We start from the raw sequence: 15,947 nt of genomic DNA, 5'->3' as shown, positions 1-15,947 counted from the left end.
GGTGACGAGGTTCTTCGTCGACGCGTGGGACCCGGCCTACGGCACGTCGTTCGAGGCGGGTGGGGGCGGGCCGGCGGCGCCGAGCAGCGCCCAGGTCGACGCCGACGTCGAGCTGCCCGCCACCGACTGGCGGGCCGTCGACGTCCGGCGCGACGTCGCCGCCCCGGACGTGGTGCTGCTGGTCGACGGGGTACGCCGGATCGACGCCAGCGTCTGGACGGCGGAGGACGACGGCGGCTCGTTCCCGGGCATCGCCGCCTCCTACGCGGCGGGGGTGGTCCGCTGCGACCTGGAGCGGGGCGCGGCGGAGCTGGCCGGTTCGCGGGTGGACCGGGGCCTGTTCACGGCCAGCCCGTCGGCCCAGGACGTGGTGGCCGGCGCGATCCGCTACCCGGTGCACCGGGTGAGCGGCACGGGCGAGCTGAGCAAGCTCCCCGCCGCCGTGCAGGGCCCGCTCACCGCCCTGGAGGTGGCGGTCTCCGACGCCGTGCGGGCCGACGGCGACCTGCTGGTGGTGGACGGGCCGCTGCGCAGCCGGCGGAACCTGCCCCGCACCCTCGGCTACATCAAGACGCAGCACAGCCAGTACCTGGACGGGCGGCTCACCGCCGTGGTCACCGGGCTGGCGCCGGGACAGCGCTGCCCGGTGTTCCGGCTGGGCACCGCGTGGGGCGGCTACTCGTGGTATCTGCGGCTGCCGGTGGCCGGCGGCGCCCCGTGGGCCGGCATCGTGCGGGTCGAGTGCTCCGCCGAGCTGACCGAGACCGAGGCCATCGGGCTGGCCGACCTGTCCCTGGTCACGCTGCCCCGGTTCGCCTCCACCCCGTACAAGGATCCGCGCGCCCCGCAGAACCTCATCCCCATCGCCGGCCTGGAACGGCGACTGCGCGGGATGCTCGGCGACGCCCGCCTGCTGCACCGGGTGCTCACCGCGGCGGCCCGGGGGATCCGGCGCTGATGGGCCGGCGACGCGGCGCGGACCGGGCGGTCACGCAGGTCGACACCGGGCAGGCCGAGCTGGTGCCGGACGCGGACCGGCCGGGTTCCTGGACGCTGCTGCTCGACGGCGCCCCGCAGTCCCATGTGGACCTCGCCGACCCCACCCACCTGGAGTTCGAGTACGTCCGGCGGCTGGCCGCCGCCATCGACCTGGTCGCGCCGGCCGGCGCGCCGCTGCGGGTGCTGCACCTGGGCGGTGGCGCCCTTACCCTGCCCCGCTACGTCCAGGCCACCCGTCCCGGCTCCACGCAGCGGGTGTCCGAGGTGGACGGCGCGCTGGTGGAGTTGGTGCGGCGGGAGCTGCCCTGGCCGGCCGACCCCCGGCTGCGGGTCCGGGTCGCCGACGCCCGGGCCACCCTCGCGTCCAGCCGGGACGGCAGCTACGACGTGGTGGTCGCGGACGTCTTCGCCGGCGCCCGGACCCCCGCCCACCTGACCTCGGCCGAGTACGCCGCGGAGGTGGCCCGGGTGCTCCGGCCCGACGGCTCCTACCTGGCGAACATCGCCGACGGCCCGCCGCTGCGGCACGCCCGCGGGCAGGTCGCCACGGTGCGCACCGTGCTGCCCCGCGCCTGCCTGGTCGGCGACGCGGCGGTGCTGCGCGGCCGGCGCTACGGCAACCTCGTGCTCGTCGCGTCCCGGGTGGAGCCGCCGGTGCCGGAGCTGACCCGGCGGGCCGCCGGCGACTGGTTCCCCGGCCGGGTGCTGTCCGGCGCCGAGCTGGACCGCTTCGCCGGGGGCGCCCCGGTGGTCCACGACGCCGACGCCACCGACTCCACACCGCCCCCGCCCGGAATTTTTTCCGTCCGGCGTTGATCCGCTCGGCGGGCCGGTCCGTATCACCGGGCGGCCATGCCCGTGGGGGGCCGGCTGAGTCATCGGACACCGGAGGTCTTGCATGCACGCGGTGGCGGCCGGCTGGCACGGCGAGGTGGCGAGGCCCGAGTGGATGTTCGCCCGGGCACAGCCCCGGTCGCGCGCGTCGAGGTCGGGCCGGGGGGTCGACGCCTGCCCCTCGGATCGCCAGAATGACCCGGTGACGCCGCGACCGGCGCCCGGACGCCACCAGGCCACGTCCACCGAGGCGAGCCACTCCGACCAGCTGATCCGCCTGCTCTACGCCGAGCACGCCGGGCCCCTGCTGATGTTCGTGATGCGGCTGACCGGCGGTGACCGGCAGCGCGCCGAGGACATCGTGCAGGAGACGCTGCTGCGGGCCTGGCGCAACGCGCACCGGCTGGGCACCCATGGTCAGGGCTCGCTGCGCCCGTGGCTCGTCACGGTGGCCCGGCGCATCGCCATCGACGAGCACCGCAGCGAACAGGCCCGCCCCGCGGAGACGTACGACCGGGACCTGACCGCGTTCGCCGAGGCGGACAGCACCGACCGGGTGCTGCGCACGATGACCGTGGCGGACGCGCTGCGTACGCTGAGCCAGTCGCACCGGGAGATCCTGGTGGCGACGTACTTCCGGGGGCGTACCGTGCCCGAGGCGGCCGAGGAGCTGGGCCTTCCGCTCGGCACCGCGAAGTCGCGGGTCTACTACGCGCTGCGCGCGCTGCGCACGGCCCTGCAGGAGAGGGGGGTGACGGAATGAGCCGCGCGGACCACATGGACGTCGCCGCGTACGCGCTCGGCGTGCTGGACCCGCAGGACGCGGAGCGGTTCGAGGAGCACCTGGCCACCTGCTGGGCGTGCGCGGCGGAGCTGGAGACGATGGTCCCGGTGGTGGGGATGCTGTCCGGCATCGACGGCGAGGCGATGGCCGCGCTGGAGCAGACGCACACCGACCCGGCGCTGCTGGACCGCACCCTCATGGCGGTCCGCCGGGACCGGCGGCGCACCCGGATGCGGCAGATGCTGGCCGCCGCGGCGGCCGTGGTGGTGTTCGGCGGCCTGAGCGGCGTCGCCGCCGCCGGGGTGTTCGACGGCGACGAGGGGAAGCGGATCCCGCAGGCGGAGCCGACGCTGACCGCGCCGATCACCGCGCCACCGAGCAGCGAGCCTGCCGACCCCAACGATCCTGGCGTCGGCAACGGCACTCCCCAGGAGGGCGACCAGCACAACGCGGTCGACCCGGGCACCGGCGTGAAGACCACCATGTGGCTGGCGTCGAAGGAGTACGGGACGCAGATCGACCTCCAGCTCACCCGCCTGCCCGGGCCGCGCACCTGCCGGCTGGTCGTGGTCCGGAAGAACGCCACCAGCGAGGTGGTCTCGACCTGGTCGGTGCCGGGCGGTGGCTACGGCACGAACACCAACCAGCTCCCGCTGGAGCTGAGCGCGTCCACCTCGGCCCCGCTCAAGGACATCGAGAAGATCCAGGTGCAGTCGGTCGACGTCAACGGCATCGCCAGCCCGCTGGTGACGGTGAGCGACCTCTGACCCGCCGGACCGCCGGCGCCGGGCAGCGACACCGCCCGGCGCCGTTCCGTCGTGCCCGGGCACGACGGACCCGACGTGCTCCCCCACGCGCCGCCGGCCGGATCGGTTCAACGGGTCCACTGTGAAATGGACCACCCTTTTCTCTTCAACCTTGACAGCGCACCGCCCGTACTACTCGGCGAACTGCCAAGAACGAGGAGGGCACGTGGCACACCTGAAGCGGACGACCGTCATCGTCGCGAGCGCGATGGTCGCACTAACGGCCTGCGCCCCCGCGGGCTACGACGGGGCGAACTCGAGCGCGGCCGAGCCGGTCGCCGTCGCCGCGGCCGAACCCACCGCGTCGGCCGAACCGGAAGCGTCCGCGTCCCCGGACGCGCCCGCCGACAAGGCTCCCCCGTCCGACGTGCAACTCACCGACGAACTGGTCGGCAAGAAGCTGCCCCGGATGGGCAAGGTCGTCACCGACCAGGACGGCTGGGTGCTGTACCGGTTCGACAAGGACTCGGCCGATCCGCCGCAGTCCAACTGCGTGGACAAGTGCGCCCAGGTCTGGCCGCCCGCGCTGACCGACGGCAACCCGCAGCTCCAGGGCGTCTCCGACGACAAGGTCGGCACGGTCACCCGGCAGGACGGTACCCGGCAGATCACCATCGGGGGCTGGCCGGTCTACCGCTACATCGGGGACAAGAAGCCCGGTCAGTGGAAGGGCCAGGGCGTCGGCGGCACCTGGTTCGTCGTCGACCCGAACGGCAAGAAGAACCTCACCTGCCTGCCCTCCGGCACCCCGAAGGCGGTCGCCCCGCCCGCGTCGGGCGACTCGGGCGGCGACTCGGGCTACTCGTACTGACGGACCCCGGACACGGTGGCCGGTCGCAGCCGGGGAGGGCGCGGCCGGCCACCGTCGTGGTTCCGGGACGACGGCTATCCGGCAGCCCCGCGTCCCGACGCGGCGCCGGCCCGATGCGGGCCGGCGCCGCACCCCGCACAGAAGCGCCCCGGCGGCCGCCGTGTTCCGCGCCGGTCATGGCAGAGTGGCGGGGTGACCTCCCCCGCCGCCCGCCGGACGCTGCGCCCCCCGGCCGGCTACCGGCTGGCCGCCTCGGTCCGCGCGCTCACGTTCAGCCCCTACGACCCGTGCGCCCGGATCGCCGCCGGCAGCTTCTGGTGGGCCACCCGCACCCCGGCCGGACCGGCCACCCTCGCGCTGCGCCCCGAGGCGGGCGACCTGGTCGCCGAGGGCTACGGCCCGGGGGCGGACTGGGTGGTCGAGCGGGCCGACGCGGTGGCCGGGCTCCGCGACGACCTGACCGGGTTCGCCGCGCTGGCCGGCGCGCACCCGCTGGTCGCCCGGCTGGCCCGCGAGCACCACGGGCTGCGGATGCCCACCACCGGCCAGGTCTTCCCCCGGCTGCTGCGCGCCGTTTTCGAGCAGAAGGTGACCGGCAAGGAGGCGTACCGGGCGTACTCCGCGACCGTGCGGCACTTCCGGGAGCCGGCGCCGGGGCCGCTGCAGCCGCTGCTGCTGCCGCCCGAGGCGGCCGCGGTGGCGGCGACACCGTACTGGGTCTTCCACCCGTTCGGGGTGGAGCAGCGGCGGGCCGACACGCTGCGGCGCGCGGCCGCCGTCGCGGACCGGCTGGAACGCTGCGCCGACGCCGCCGAGGCCACCCGCCGGCTCACCGCGATCGCCGGCGTCGGGCCGTGGACCGCCGCCGAGGTGGTCCGGATCGCGTACGGGGACCCGGACGCGGTCAGCGTCGGCGACTACCACGTCCCGAACACGGTGGCCTGGGCGCTGGCCAGCGAGCCGCGCGGCGACGACGCCCGGATGCTGGCCCTGCTGGAGCCGTTCCGGGGCCACCGCGGCCGGGTCTGCGTGCTGCTGGAGGCCGCCGGCATCCAGGCGCCGAAGTACGGGCCGCGCGCCCCGATCCGCTCCTTCGCCGGCTACTGACCCCGGGCGGTCGCCTGACCGCCGGCGCAGAGCCGGCGCAGGGTCCGGCCGAGCCACCACGCGTACGCCCGCTGCACGGCCCGGGTGAGCGGCCCGGCGGCGCGCACGTACCAGCGGGCCGGCCGGCTGAACGCGGTCACCTCGAACCAGACCCCGCCGGCGCTCCGGGTGACCAGGAACGCCTCCTCACCGATCTCCGGGTGCCCGGGCAGGGTGCCGTAGCCGAACCCGGCCCGGTCCGGCTCGTCGACCGTCCAGACCACCTCGGTCGGGCCCCAGACCCGCAGCGGGCCGACGCCCAGCCCCGGGGTGACCCGCACACCGGCGGCGGCGCGCGGCGCGTCGGTGCGCATGACGACGCCGGCGGCCCGGTGCAGCCGCCAGCCGAGCACCGCGTCCGCCGCGGTCGGGAAGCCGCCGTCGGGCAGCCGGACCCGGTGGCGCAGGTGGTCGTAGCCGGCCGGCAGGCGCCCGTCGCGGGTCGCGCCCACCTCGGGGTACGTCAGCTCGGGCACGTCGGCCTCCTCCTCGCGGAAACCCCGCCAGCGTACGGCCGGACGGGGTGGCCCGCCCGGCGTCGGTCCGGCGGGCTGTGGTGGGCTTGTCGGGTGACCGAACAGCTGACCGTCGCCCCGGCCGGTGTCGCGGACGCCGGCGAGATCCTCACCGTGCAGCGCGCCGCGTACCTGGTGGAGGCGCAGCGCTACCGGGACGTGTTCCTGCCGCCGCTGACCGAGACCCTGGACGAGGTCCGCGCCGCCCTGGCCGGGCCGACAGTGGTGCTGGCCGCCCGCCTCGGGCCCCGCCTCGTCGGCTCGGTACGCGCCCGCGTCGACGGCGACACCGCCCACGTCGGCCGGCTCTCGGTGGCCCCGGACCAGCAGGGGCGAGGGATCGGGGGCCGGCTGCTGACCGCGGTGGAGGCCGCCTGCGCCGGCCGGGTGGCCCGGTTCGCCCTGTTCACCGGCGCGGAGAGCGCCGAGAACCTGGGCCTGTACGCGCGGCGCGGCTACCGGGTCGTGACGCACCGGCCGGACGAGAACGGCAACCGCCTGGCGGTGCTGGAGAAGGTCGTCGCGGGCGCGCCCGGCGGGGTCAGTCCCGCTCGCAGCGGCGCCTGAGCCCGTCGGCCTCCTGCCGCAGGTAACGGCGGATGGTCCGGCCGGCGAGCAGCCCGACGAGCCCGGCCAGCGGCAGACCCGGTCGACGTCGGCGGCGATCTCGACGGACTCGACGACGCGCATGCCGCTCCCCTCCCTGCCGTGGTCAGGGTGAGGGCTACGCCGGGGGTCGACCGCGGGTGATCCCGGTCAGGCCGCCTCACGGAGGTCGGCCAGGCCGACCGGGGCGTACCGGCGCAGCAGCAGCTCCAGCTCGGCCACGGAGGCCACCTCGCCGACCACGTTCGCGCCGCCGCCGTGCTCGGCCGGATAGCGGTGCACGAGCCGGTAGCGGTAGCGCCCCCGGATCAGTTCCACGCTGACCCGCCAGCGACCGCAGCATCCGCAGCTCCACTCCGGCACGCCGCGACCGTAGCGCTGACCTGCGGTTTCACCATCCGGGCGCGGGTGACGAACAGGCCCGGGACGGGACACGCCGCCCGGCGGCGCCGGTGATCCGGCTCACCCCCGTCGGTGGGGTCTGATTGACTGGTCGCCGTGGACCTGCCGATCAATCCGCCGGTCGAGCCGATGCTGGCGAAGAGCGTGCCCCAACTGCCCACCGATCCCGGCCTGACCTACGAACCCAAGTGGGACGGCTTCCGCTGCATCATCTTCCGCGACGGCGACGAGGTCGAGCTGGCCAGCCGCGGCGGCAAGACGATGACCCGCTACTTCCCCGAGGTGGTTGAGCAGGCGCGCCGCCAGCTCCCGGAGCGGTGCGCGGTCGACGGCGAGCTGATCGTGATCCGCCGGGACGGCCCCGGCGGCCAGCCGCGGCTCGACTTCGAGCTGCTCGCCCAGCGGATCCACCCGGCCGCCTCCCGGGTGAAGCTGCTCGCCGAGACCACCCCTGCCGACTTCGTCGCCTTCGACCTGCTCGCCCTCGACGACGAGCTGCTGACCGACCGGCCCTACCCGAAGCGCCGCGGCCGCCTGGAGAAGGCGCTGGCCAAGGTCCGCCCGCCGGTGCACGTCACCCAGGTGACCACCGACCCGGAGACGGCCCGGCGCTGGTTCGACGTGTTCGAGGGGGCGGGGCTGGACGGGCTCATCGTCAAGCCGGCCGACCTGCCCTACGAGCCGGGCAAGCGGCTGATGTTCAAGGTCAAGCACGCGCGCACCGCCGACGCCGTGGTGGCCGGGTTCCGCTGGCACAAGTCCGGCCCGGTGGTCGGCTCGCTGCTGCTCGGCCTCTACGACGACGCCGGGGTGCTGCACCACATCGGGGTCAGCTCCTCGTTCACCGCGGCCCGCCGCAAGGAGCTGCTGGACGAGCTGGAGCCCTACCGGGAGGTCGGCGGCGACCATCCGTGGGTGCACGGCGACCACGAGCGGGGGCAGCGCATCCCGGGCGGGGTGAGCCGGTGGACCGGCGGCAAGAACCTGGAGTGGGAGCCGCTGCGCCCGGAGCTGGTGGTCGAGGTGGGCTACGACGCCATGGAGGGCGACCGGCTGCGGCACACCGCCCAGTTCGTCCGCTGGCGTCCCGACCGGGATCCCCGCTCCTGCACCTACGAGCAGCTGGAGCGCCCGATCCGCTACGACGTCGACCAGGTGCTCCGGGGCGACCCGGCGGCGACCGCCGACGAGGCGACGGGCCGGGCGTAGCCTGGCGGTCCACACGATCATGGAGGGCTCCCACGTGACCCGCTTCTCCGACCGGATCCGCCGCCGGCCCACCCTGGCCGGGCTCCTCGCGGCGCTGGTGCTCACGGCCGGCTGCACGCTGCCGGCGTTCGCCCCGCGGGCCGAGAGCCAGGGCGAGGCGGCCGCGCCGGGCACCGCGCCGACCTGGCGACCGTGCCCGGAGGTGCCGGACGAGCTGGTCGGGCGGGGCGCGACGGGCATGCGTTACGACTGCGCCCGGATCGCCGTACCCCGCGACTGGGGCACCGGGGCGACGACCGGCGCGACCGCCGGGCCGGGCGCCGGGGAGACCTTCGAGATCGCGCTGATCCGCATCCGGTCGAACAAGCAGCGCGACCGGATCGGGTCGCTGGTGGTGAATCCGGGCGGGCCCGGCGCGTCCGGCGTGGACACGGCGGTCTACCTGTCCTACGGGCCGGGCTTCGGGGGGCTGCCGGCCGAGGTGACCGACCGGTTCGACATCGTCGGCTTCGACCCGCGCGGGGTGGCCCGCTCCAGCCCGGTCAAGTGCATCTCCGACGCCGACCTGGACGCCAGCTTCGGCTACGACCCCGACCCGGAGAGCCAGGCGTCCTTCGACGGCTTCGTCGACCTCAACCGCCGGATCGGCCAGCGGTGCGGCGCGAAGTACGGCGCCCAGCTCCCGCTCTACGGCACCGAGCAGGCCGCGCGGGACATGGACGCGGTACGCGCGGCCGTCGGCGACGACAAGCTGACCTACCTCGGTTACTCCTACGGCACGCTGCTCGGCGCGACCTACGCCCAGCTCTACCCGCAGCGGGTGCGGGCGCTGGTGCTCGACGGGGCGGTGGACCCGCGGCAGCAGCTCATGGCCGGCTCGGAGAGCCAGGCGAAGGGCTTCGAGCGCGCGTTCGACAACTTCGCCCGCTGGTGCGCGGCGAACGCCGGCCGCTGCCCGATCGCGCCCGACGCGCGGGCCGCCGTGACCACGGCCATCGACAAGGCCAGGGTCTCGCCGGTGCGCGGCCGGGACGGGCGGGAGGCCACCGCCGGCTGGGTGTTCTACGCGATCATCTCCTCCCTCTACACGGAGCAGGGCTGGCAGGAGCTGGCCCGGTCGGTCGACGCGTTGCAGGGCGGCGACCCGAGCGGCGTGTTCAAGCTGGCCGACGCGTACGCGGGCCGCGAGGACGACGGGCACTACTCCAACATGTTCGACGCGAACATGGCGGTGAACTGCGCCGACGAGACCGAGAAGCCGACCCGGGAGCGGATCCGGTCGGTGCAGTCGCAGTGGCGGGAGAAGTACCCGCTGTTCGGTCCGGCGCTGGCGGTCGGGATGCTCGGCTGCGTGGAGTGGCCCGGCGGGCGGGACCCGTACCCGACCGGGAAGGCGGCCGGCGCCCCGCCGATCCTGGTGGTCGGCACCACCGGCGACCCGGCCACGCCCTACGAGCAGACCGCCGAGCTGGCCTCGATGCTGGGCGTCGGCCGGGTGCTCACCTGGGAGGGCGAGGGGCACACGGCCTACCCGCAGACCGCCTGCGTGACGAAGGCCGTCGACGCCTACCTGGTCTCGCTCACCGTCCCCCGGGAGGGGCTGCGCTGCCCCGCCCGGTGACGGTGTGCGGGCCGGTCAGCCGGCCGCCGGGGGCGTCCAGTCGACGGGCAGGTGCCCGATGCGGACCCGCTGCGGGTGGTCGCCGACCGGCACGCTTGCCACCTTCTGCCCGGTGGCGAAGCTGATCGCGGTGACCCGGTCGGCCCCGGACTCGGAGATGACGCAGTCCCGGCCGTCCCCGCTGACCGTGGCCCAGTACGGCTTGCTGGCCGGCACCAGCGTCCCCTCGCGCAGGGTGGCCCGGTCGACGACGGTGGTGTAGTCGTCCATGGTGCCGGCGACGCAGAGCCGGGCGCCGTCCGGGCTGACCGACAGGCCGTGGTGCCGCGAGTCGTTCACCCAGGTGGTGCGGTCCTCGCTGGTGGCGGGGTTCTTCGGCAGGGCGGCGACCCGGGTGACGCGGTCGGTGGCGACGTCGTACTCGACCAGGCCGTTGAAGAACGAGACCTGGAAGTAGAGCCGGCTCCCGTCCGGGGTGAAGACCGCCGGGCGGACCGCGTCGGACAGGTCGCGGCGACCGGCGGCGTCCAGCCGCGACCGCATGTCGATCACCTTCACCACCCCGAAGGTGGTGGTGTCGGCGACGGTGATCCGCCGGTCGCCCTTGGTCCAGTCCAGCCAGGGGGCGTCCAGGTCGGTGTTCACCTCGCCGATGGACATGTTCCAGAGCAGCCGGCCGCCGTCGGTGAAGATGTTCTCGTGCGGCTTGTCCCCGGTGGGGAACGAGCCGAGCTGCTGGCCGGTGCGGATGTCGAGCACGTGCACGGTGTTGCCGGTGGAGGCCGAGACGGCCACCCGGCTGCCGTCCGGTGACACGGCCATGTGGTCGGCGCGGTAGCCGGAGACCGCGAAGCGCCAGCGGATCTGGCCGGTGGCCAGGTCGACGGAGACCACGTCGGCGAAGCTGGGCCGGGACACCACCAGGGCGGTGCCGTCCGGCGTGGTGTACATGTCGTCGACGAGCTGGTCGTGGCCCTCCCCCGGGCCCTGCCGGATGCCGAGGAAGAACGCCAGCCGGATCGGGTTCAGGTAGATCTCGCGCAGCCGCTCGGCCCGGTCCGGGACCACGTTGATCCGGCCGAGCCGCGCGTAGTCGCCGCGGGACCGGATGACGTCGGCCGTGCCCTCCCAGTTGTTGCCGACGAACATCACCTCCTGCAGGCCTGCGGCGGCCGCTGCGGGGCGGGGGGCCGCCGCCACCGGACCTGGCACGGCCAGGGCGAGGGCGGCCAGCGCGGCGAGGGCGGCGCGGCGGCCGCGGGGGCGGGGCGGGCGGGTCGGGGCGGGAGTCATGGACGCCTCCTGGTGGCCGGTTACGACATCAACGTTTCTCTCTGCGCCGGGCGGTGTTACCTTGCGGTAACAATCAGGAGAGCAACCCGCCGGCCGCACCGGATAGGGACCGGACGCCAACGCCCGGCCGGCCCGGTTGTGCGGCGACGACAACGGGAGGCGGCGGAAGCCGATGACCCGGACCGGGAGCGCACCCTCCTTCGGGGCGCTGCTGCGCGACCTGGCCGCCGACCCGGTCGCCGTCGGGGAGGTCGTCGGGGCCGCCCGCGCGCACTCCCCCGAGGTGGCCCGGCTCCCGCCGGCGGAGGTCCACCGCCAGGTCGTCCTCCTGCTCACCAGCGGGCTCGGCGCGCTGGAGCGGCGGGAGGACCCGGGTGAACGCGACTTCACCGAGGCGCGCCGGCTGGGCGCCGACCGGGCCGCGCAGGGCGTCTCCGTGGCCGGGCTGCTGTGCGGCGTGCAGGCCGGTCGGGACCGGGCCGTGGAGCTGGTGGTCCGGCACGGGCGGGCGGCCGGGATCCCCGACGAGGTGCTGCTGGAGGGGCTGCTCACCATCGGCCGGTACGCCGCGGCCGTGGAACGCGCCGTGGTCGACGGTCACCGCGCGGCCGAGCGGGAGCTGGCCCTCACCGGCGCGCCGGCCCGCGCCCGGCTGCTGCGCCGGCTGCTGCTGGGCGGGCCGGCGGGCGTGCCGCCGGCCGAGCTGGCCCGGTTCGGGCTACGCCCGGACGGGCGCTACCACTGCCTCGTCGCCGAGCCGCCCGACCCGGTCCGGGCGCATGCGCTGCACCGGCAGTTCGCCGGGTACGGCGGGGTGCTCGGCACGGTCGAGGACCGGCTGGCCGGCCTGACGCCCCGGCTGCCGGCCGCCGGCCCGGTCGACCTGCTGGTGGTGGCCGCCCCGGTCCGGCCGCTGGACCGGGCCCCGGCCATGTACGCGCTCTGCCTGGCCGCCCTCCGCGCGGCGGCGCACCGGCGGCTGCACGGTCTGCACCTGGTGACGGACCTCGCCGTCCCGACCGCGCTGGCCGCCCAGCCGGCCCTCGCCGAGCTGCTCCGGACCGCGCTGCTGGGCGGCCTCGACCCGGCCGACGAGTTCCACCGGGAGCTGGCCACGACCGCGCTGGCCTGGCTGGACCACGGCCAGCGGCTGGACCAGACCGCCGCCGCCCTGCACGTCCACCCGAACACCGTCCGCTACCGGCTGCGCCGGCTGCGCGAACTCACCGGCGGGCCGCCGGTCGAGGAGGGCGCGCGGTGCCCGGTGCCGGAGACCGTCCGCTGGTGGTGGGCCCTGCGTACCTGGCTCGACCGGCCCTGACGGCCGGCCGTGGTCACCGGGTCCGGCGGCGCCGGCGCCGCCGTTCCCACGGCGGGGTCGGGCTGGCCGGCTCGGGACGCCCCAGCTCGGGCACCTCGATGCCCTGCCGGGCGGCCATCTCCTCCACCAGCGCCCGCAGACGCCGCACGTCCGCCTTCAGCTCTTCCTGCTCGGCGTGCTCGAAGGCGTCGTCGTCCACGATCAGCCGGCTGGCGAAGTGTGCGGTGATCAGCGGGATGACCAGCAGCACCATGGTGGAGATGAGCAGCGCGGCGAGGAACCGCCCGGCGAACGAGGTCGGAGAGATGTCGCCGTAGCCGACCGTGGACGCGGTCACCACGGCCCACCAGATCGAGTCCGCCGCGTTCTTGTGCTCGGCCTGGCTGTACAGCACGCCGGCCACCACGATCATGAGCAGGTACGAGGTGATCAACGTGCGCGGCGAGTTGGCGAACCAGACCAGACCCCGGTAGATCCAGCGGAACGGCAACAGCAGGGCGTCCATGGCGCACATGCTGCCCGGTGCCGGCAACCGGCGCGACCGCATCGTCGGGGGTGACTGTGCGAGGCTTCCCCGCATGACCGACGTGATCTTCCGGGAGGCCGTCCGGGCCGACCTGCCCGCCGTCATCGCCCTGCTCGCCGACGACGTGCTCGGCAAGGCCCGTGACTTCACCGAGGTGGACGAGGCGTACGAGCGGGCGTTCGCCGCCATCGACGCCGACCCGCGCAACCACCTGGTCGTCGCGGAGACCGGCGGCGAACTGGTCGGCTGCATGCAGATCACCTACATCCCGGGGCTGGGCCGGCACGGCGCCGAGCGGTCCCTCATCGAGTCGGTCCGGGTCCGCTCCGACCTGCGCGGCCGGGGGCTGGGCCGGGAGATGATGGTGTGGGCGATCGACCGGGCCCGGGAGCGGGGCTGCGCGCTGGTGCAGCTCACCACCGACAAGAGCCGCGCCGACGCGCACCGCTTCTACCGCAACCTTGGCTTCGTGGCCAGCCACGAGGGCATGAAGCTGGCCCTGTGATCCCGGCCGCCGCCGGTTGACCGCCCTCCCCCAGGCGCCGCCGGCTGACCGCCCCTCCCCAGGCGCCGCCGGCTGACCGCCCCTCCCCAGGCGCCGCCGGCTGACCGCCCCTCCCCCGGGCGCCGCCGGCTGACCGGCTGCTCCCCCGGCCGGGGGAGCGGATTCCCCGGTCGCGGGGAGGCCGCGTGCCGGACCCGTCGGCAGGCTGGATCCAGTTCCAGCTCCGGGGAGGCCCCATGATCAACGACACCGCGTCCGGCACCGCCCACCTCCGCACCGCCCACCTCCGCGCCGGCCGGCCCGCGCCGGCCTGGACGGTCCGCGTCGCCCACCTGATCCCGCTGCTCGTGCTGCCGTCCGGGCTGTGGCGGATCGCCCTGGTCGCCGGCCTGCCGATCGGCGCGTCGGCGCACGGCGCCCCGGTCGATCCCGGCCCCGGCGAGAGCGTCTACATCGTCTCGCTGAGCCTGGTCTCCGAGGGGCTGGCGCTGCTCGCGCTCGGCCTGGTCCGCCCGTGGGGTGAGGTGTTCCCGGGGTGGCTGCCGCTGGTCGGCGGCCGGCGGGTGCCACCGCGGTTCGCGGTCACAACCGCCACCACCGGCGCCACCGCGCTCACGCTGATCTGGGGCTACGCCGCCTGGGGCGTGCACGGCAACGACCTCGGCTTCACCCCACCCGGCTTCACCCTCCTGGTGACCTGCTACGCCCCCCTCCTCCTCTGGGGCCCCCTCCTCCTGGCCCTCACGTGGTCCTACCACCACCGCCACCCCCCGCGGTGATCATGAAGTTGTCGCCAGCCGGTGCGGCGTGTCGCGACAACAACTTCATGATCACCAGGTCGGGGGCGTGGGGGTGGGGGTGGGTCAGTCGGTTACCAGGCGGCCGTCGCGGAGGGTCAGGGTGCGGTCGGCCATGTCGATCAGGGCCGGGTCGTGGGTGGCGACCAGGGCGGTCATGCCGCGGGCGTGGACCACGGCCCGGAGCAGGTCCATGATGGACCGGCCGGTCTCCGAGTCGAGCTGGCCGGTCGGCTCGTCGGCGATGAGCAGGTCCGGCTCGTTGGCCAGCGCCCGGGCCACCGCCACCCGCTGCTGCTGGCCACCGGACATCTCGTACGGGCGCTGCGCGGCGTGCCCGCCCAGGCCGACCAGCTCCAGCAGCACGGCCACCCGCTGCTCCCGCTCGGCGGCCGGCAGCTTGGCCAGCCGCAGCGGCACCCCGACGTTCTCCGCCGCCGACAGGATCGGCACCAGGCCGAAGGTCTGGAAGATGAACCCGACGGTGCCCCGGCGCAGCGCCAGCAGCTCCCGCTCGCTCGCGGTCGTGACCTCGTGCCCGGCCACCCGCACCCGCCCGCTGTCCGGCCGGTCCAGCCCGCCGACCAGGTTCAGCAGGGTGGTCTTGCCGGCGCCGGAGCGGCCCCGGACCGCGACCAGCTCCCCCCGGCCCGCCACGAAGGAGACGTCCCGTACGGCGTGGACGGCGTGCTCGCCCCTGCCGAAGGTGCGGCTCACCCCCTCCACCCGGACCACCTCGTCGACGGCGACGCGGGCCGGCGCCACGGTCAGCTGCTCGGTCATCACTCACTCTCCTCGTCGTGCGCCCGGTCGCCCGGCCGCACCTGGACGTGGTCGGGTTCCAGGTTGAGCCGGACCCGGTCGCGCAGGGACAGGCTGTCCACGAAGGACGCCGGCAGCTGCATGCGGCCGGTCCGGTCGAGCACCGCGTACTCCTCGCTGACCAGCTCGGTGCTGCCGTCGGCGGCGACCCGGGCGGTGCGGCGTACCTCGGAGGAGGTGCGGCCGTCGCGGATGGCGACCGTGCGGCGGACCTGACCGGCCACGGCCTGGTCGTGGGTGACCACCACGATGGTGACGCCCAGTTCGGCGTTGATGGTGCGCAGCGCGGCGAAGACCTCGGCGCCGGTGGCCTCGTCCAGCTCGCCGGTCGGCTCGTCGGCGAAGAGGACCTCCGGGTCGTTGGCGACCGCCACGGCCACCGCGCAGCGCTGCTGCTCGCCGCCGCTCAGCTGGCCCGGCCGGCGGTCCGCGCAGTAGCCGACCCCGACCATGTCGAGCAGCTGGCGGGCCCGTTCCCGCCGGGCCCGCCGGGAACGGCCACCGGCCAGCTTCATCGGCAGCTCGACGTTCTCCAGCGCGGTCAGGTACGGCAGCAGGTTCCGCCCGGTCTGCTGCCAGACGAAGCCGACCATCTGGCGGCGGTAGGCGAGCCGGCGCCGGTTCGACAGGGCGAGCAGGTCGTACTCGGCGACCCGGGCGATGCCGGCGGTCGGCGTGTCCAGCCCGGAGAGGATGTTCAGCAGGGTGGACTTGCCGGACCCGGACGCGCCGACGATCGCCACCAGCTCACCCCGGTCGATGACCAGGTCGAGGCCCTGGAGGGCGACGACCTCCACCCCCTCGGTCTTGAAGATGCGGACCAGCCCGTCGCAGACGATGTGCCCGCGCAGCCGGTCCCGGCCGCCGGCCCGTTCGGCGGCGCGCTCCGCGGCGCGCTGCTGAAGGGCGGCCAGGTCCGGTACGGCCGACGCCTCGGCGATCGCGGTCAT

Annotated in this window: 18 protein-coding genes; 12 read left to right on the top strand and 6 right to left on the bottom strand. The window is 75.4% G+C overall.

All coding sequences use genetic code 11. The annotated features are described in order from the left end of the window. Position 1 precedes the first annotated feature (1 nt). The 6 genes from ACZ6PY_RS23830 to ACZ6PY_RS23805 all read left to right on the top strand — a co-directional run bounded on the left by ACZ6PY_RS23830 (position 2) and on the right by ACZ6PY_RS23805 (position 5,341). A complete protein-coding gene (locus ACZ6PY_RS23830; RefSeq protein WP_466075110.1) occupies positions 2-958 on the top strand; it encodes a hypothetical protein in 957 nt (318 codons plus the stop codon). Then, positions 958-1,815 (top strand): spermidine synthase, encoded by an 858-nt coding sequence (locus ACZ6PY_RS23825; protein WP_466075107.1) that lies wholly within the window; start codon positions 958-960, stop codon positions 1,813-1,815. Before ACZ6PY_RS23830 ends, ACZ6PY_RS23825 begins: the two co-directional genes overlap by 1 nt. Positions 1,816-1,897: 82 nt before the next feature. After that, entirely contained in the window at positions 1,898-2,596 is a 699-nt protein-coding gene (locus ACZ6PY_RS23820) for a sigma-70 family RNA polymerase sigma factor (RefSeq protein WP_151465193.1), read from the top strand. Then, on the top strand, positions 2,593-3,384 hold the full coding sequence (locus tag ACZ6PY_RS23815) for an anti-sigma factor family protein (protein WP_466075103.1): 792 nt from the start codon (positions 2,593-2,595) through the stop codon (positions 3,382-3,384). The genes ACZ6PY_RS23820 and ACZ6PY_RS23815 overlap by 4 nt, the downstream gene beginning before the upstream one ends. Positions 3,385-3,589: 205 nt before the next feature. Then, entirely contained in the window at positions 3,590-4,234 is a 645-nt protein-coding gene (locus ACZ6PY_RS23810; RefSeq protein ID WP_262284454.1) for a hypothetical protein, read from the top strand. Positions 4,235-4,426: 192 nt separating this feature from the next. Continuing rightward, positions 4,427-5,341 (top strand): DNA-3-methyladenine glycosylase family protein, encoded by a 915-nt coding sequence (locus tag ACZ6PY_RS23805; RefSeq protein WP_466075097.1) that lies wholly within the window; start codon positions 4,427-4,429, stop codon positions 5,339-5,341. On the opposite strand, the gene ACZ6PY_RS23800 is transcribed toward ACZ6PY_RS23805, so the two are convergent. Continuing rightward, entirely contained in the window at positions 5,335-5,856 is a 522-nt protein-coding gene (locus ACZ6PY_RS23800; RefSeq protein WP_466075094.1) for a DUF1990 family protein, read from the bottom strand. The genes ACZ6PY_RS23805 and ACZ6PY_RS23800 overlap by 7 nt on opposite strands. A 93-nt stretch (positions 5,857-5,949) precedes the next feature. Here ACZ6PY_RS23800 and ACZ6PY_RS23795 point away from each other — a divergent pair, with 93 nt between their 5' ends. Further along, positions 5,950-6,462, top strand: a complete 513-nt coding sequence (locus tag ACZ6PY_RS23795) for a GNAT family N-acetyltransferase (RefSeq protein ID WP_466075092.1) — start codon at positions 5,950-5,952, stop codon at positions 6,460-6,462. A gap of 189 nt (positions 6,463-6,651) precedes the next feature. Here ACZ6PY_RS23795 and ACZ6PY_RS23790 read toward each other — a convergent pair whose 3' ends face one another. Continuing rightward, a complete protein-coding gene (locus ACZ6PY_RS23790) occupies positions 6,652-6,864 on the bottom strand; it encodes a hypothetical protein (RefSeq protein WP_091311643.1) in 213 nt (70 codons plus the stop codon). A 135-nt stretch (positions 6,865-6,999) separates the two neighbouring features. Here ACZ6PY_RS23790 and ACZ6PY_RS23785 point away from each other — a divergent pair, with 135 nt between their 5' ends. Together ACZ6PY_RS23785 and ACZ6PY_RS23780 are read left to right on the top strand one after the other, a co-directional pair. After that, the gene (locus ACZ6PY_RS23785) at positions 7,000-8,112 is read left to right on the top strand and encodes an ATP-dependent DNA ligase (protein ID WP_466075090.1); all 1,113 of its coding nucleotides are present in this window, start codon (positions 7,000-7,002) and stop codon (positions 8,110-8,112) included. Between the two features lie 34 nt (positions 8,113-8,146). Further along, the gene (locus ACZ6PY_RS23780) at positions 8,147-9,733 is read left to right on the top strand and encodes an alpha/beta hydrolase (protein WP_466075088.1); all 1,587 of its coding nucleotides are present in this window, start codon (positions 8,147-8,149) and stop codon (positions 9,731-9,733) included. 15 nt (positions 9,734-9,748) lie between these two features. On the opposite strand, the gene ACZ6PY_RS23775 is transcribed toward ACZ6PY_RS23780, so the two are convergent. Then, on the bottom strand, positions 9,749-11,026 hold the full coding sequence (locus ACZ6PY_RS23775) for a YncE family protein (RefSeq protein ID WP_466075086.1): 1,278 nt from the start codon (positions 11,024-11,026) through the stop codon (positions 9,749-9,751). A gap of 172 nt (positions 11,027-11,198) precedes the next feature. Here ACZ6PY_RS23775 and ACZ6PY_RS23770 point away from each other — a divergent pair, with 172 nt between their 5' ends. Beyond that, on the top strand, positions 11,199-12,347 hold the full coding sequence (locus ACZ6PY_RS23770; protein ID WP_466075084.1) for an RsbRD N-terminal domain-containing protein: 1,149 nt from the start codon (positions 11,199-11,201) through the stop codon (positions 12,345-12,347). Positions 12,348-12,360: 13 nt separating this feature from the next. On the opposite strand, the gene ACZ6PY_RS23765 is transcribed toward ACZ6PY_RS23770, so the two are convergent. Beyond that, on the bottom strand, positions 12,361-12,852 hold the full coding sequence (locus tag ACZ6PY_RS23765) for a potassium channel family protein (RefSeq protein ID WP_466075082.1): 492 nt from the start codon (positions 12,850-12,852) through the stop codon (positions 12,361-12,363). A gap of 73 nt (positions 12,853-12,925) precedes the next feature. Here ACZ6PY_RS23765 and ACZ6PY_RS23760 point away from each other — a divergent pair, with 73 nt between their 5' ends. After that, positions 12,926-13,378 carry a GNAT family N-acetyltransferase gene (locus tag ACZ6PY_RS23760; RefSeq protein ID WP_313722345.1) on the top strand — a complete coding sequence of 151 codons (453 nt, stop codon included), beginning with the start codon at positions 12,926-12,928 and terminating at the stop codon, positions 13,376-13,378. Between the two features lie 236 nt (positions 13,379-13,614). Beyond that, the gene (locus tag ACZ6PY_RS23755; RefSeq protein ID WP_466075079.1) at positions 13,615-14,157 is read left to right on the top strand and encodes a hypothetical protein; all 543 of its coding nucleotides are present in this window, start codon (positions 13,615-13,617) and stop codon (positions 14,155-14,157) included. Positions 14,158-14,241: 84 nt separating this feature from the next. Here ACZ6PY_RS23755 and ACZ6PY_RS23750 read toward each other — a convergent pair whose 3' ends face one another. Both ACZ6PY_RS23750 and ACZ6PY_RS23745 read right to left on the bottom strand, forming a co-directional pair. After that, positions 14,242-14,958: an ABC transporter ATP-binding protein gene (locus tag ACZ6PY_RS23750; protein ID WP_466075077.1), complete on the bottom strand. Its 717-nt coding sequence runs from the start codon at positions 14,956-14,958 to the stop codon at positions 14,242-14,244. Beyond that, positions 14,958-15,947 (bottom strand): ABC transporter ATP-binding protein, encoded by a 990-nt coding sequence (locus ACZ6PY_RS23745; RefSeq protein WP_466075075.1) that lies wholly within the window; start codon positions 15,945-15,947, stop codon positions 14,958-14,960. The genes ACZ6PY_RS23750 and ACZ6PY_RS23745 overlap by 1 nt, the downstream gene beginning before the upstream one ends.

This window comes from Micromonospora sp. NPDC048907 (genome assembly GCF_055586885.1).
The sequence above is the reverse complement of the archived record's forward strand: the minus strand, read 5'-3'. Positions and strand labels throughout refer to the sequence as shown.

Coding starts and splice junctions, on each gene's coding strand:
- ACZ6PY_RS23755 (WP_466075079.1), top strand. CDS start 13,615: ATGATCAACGACACCGCGTCCGGCACCGCCCACCTCCGCACCGCCCAC.
- ACZ6PY_RS23770 (WP_466075084.1), top strand. CDS start 11,199: ATGACCCGGACCGGGAGCGCACCCTCCTTCGGGGCGCTGCTGCGCGAC.
- ACZ6PY_RS23760 (WP_313722345.1), top strand. CDS start 12,926: ATGACCGACGTGATCTTCCGGGAGGCCGTCCGGGCCGACCTGCCCGCC.
- ACZ6PY_RS23765 (WP_466075082.1), bottom strand. CDS start 12,852: ATGGACGCCCTGCTGTTGCCGTTCCGCTGGATCTACCGGGGTCTGGTC.
- ACZ6PY_RS23825 (WP_466075107.1), top strand. CDS start 958: ATGGGCCGGCGACGCGGCGCGGACCGGGCGGTCACGCAGGTCGACACC.
- ACZ6PY_RS23775 (WP_466075086.1), bottom strand. CDS start 11,026: ATGACTCCCGCCCCGACCCGCCCGCCCCGCCCCCGCGGCCGCCGCGCC.
- ACZ6PY_RS23745 (WP_466075075.1), bottom strand. CDS start 15,947: ATGACCGCGATCGCCGAGGCGTCGGCCGTACCGGACCTGGCCGCCCTT.
- ACZ6PY_RS23815 (WP_466075103.1), top strand. CDS start 2,593: ATGAGCCGCGCGGACCACATGGACGTCGCCGCGTACGCGCTCGGCGTG.
- ACZ6PY_RS23820 (WP_151465193.1), top strand. CDS start 1,898: ATGCACGCGGTGGCGGCCGGCTGGCACGGCGAGGTGGCGAGGCCCGAG.
- ACZ6PY_RS23750 (WP_466075077.1), bottom strand. CDS start 14,958: ATGACCGAGCAGCTGACCGTGGCGCCGGCCCGCGTCGCCGTCGACGAG.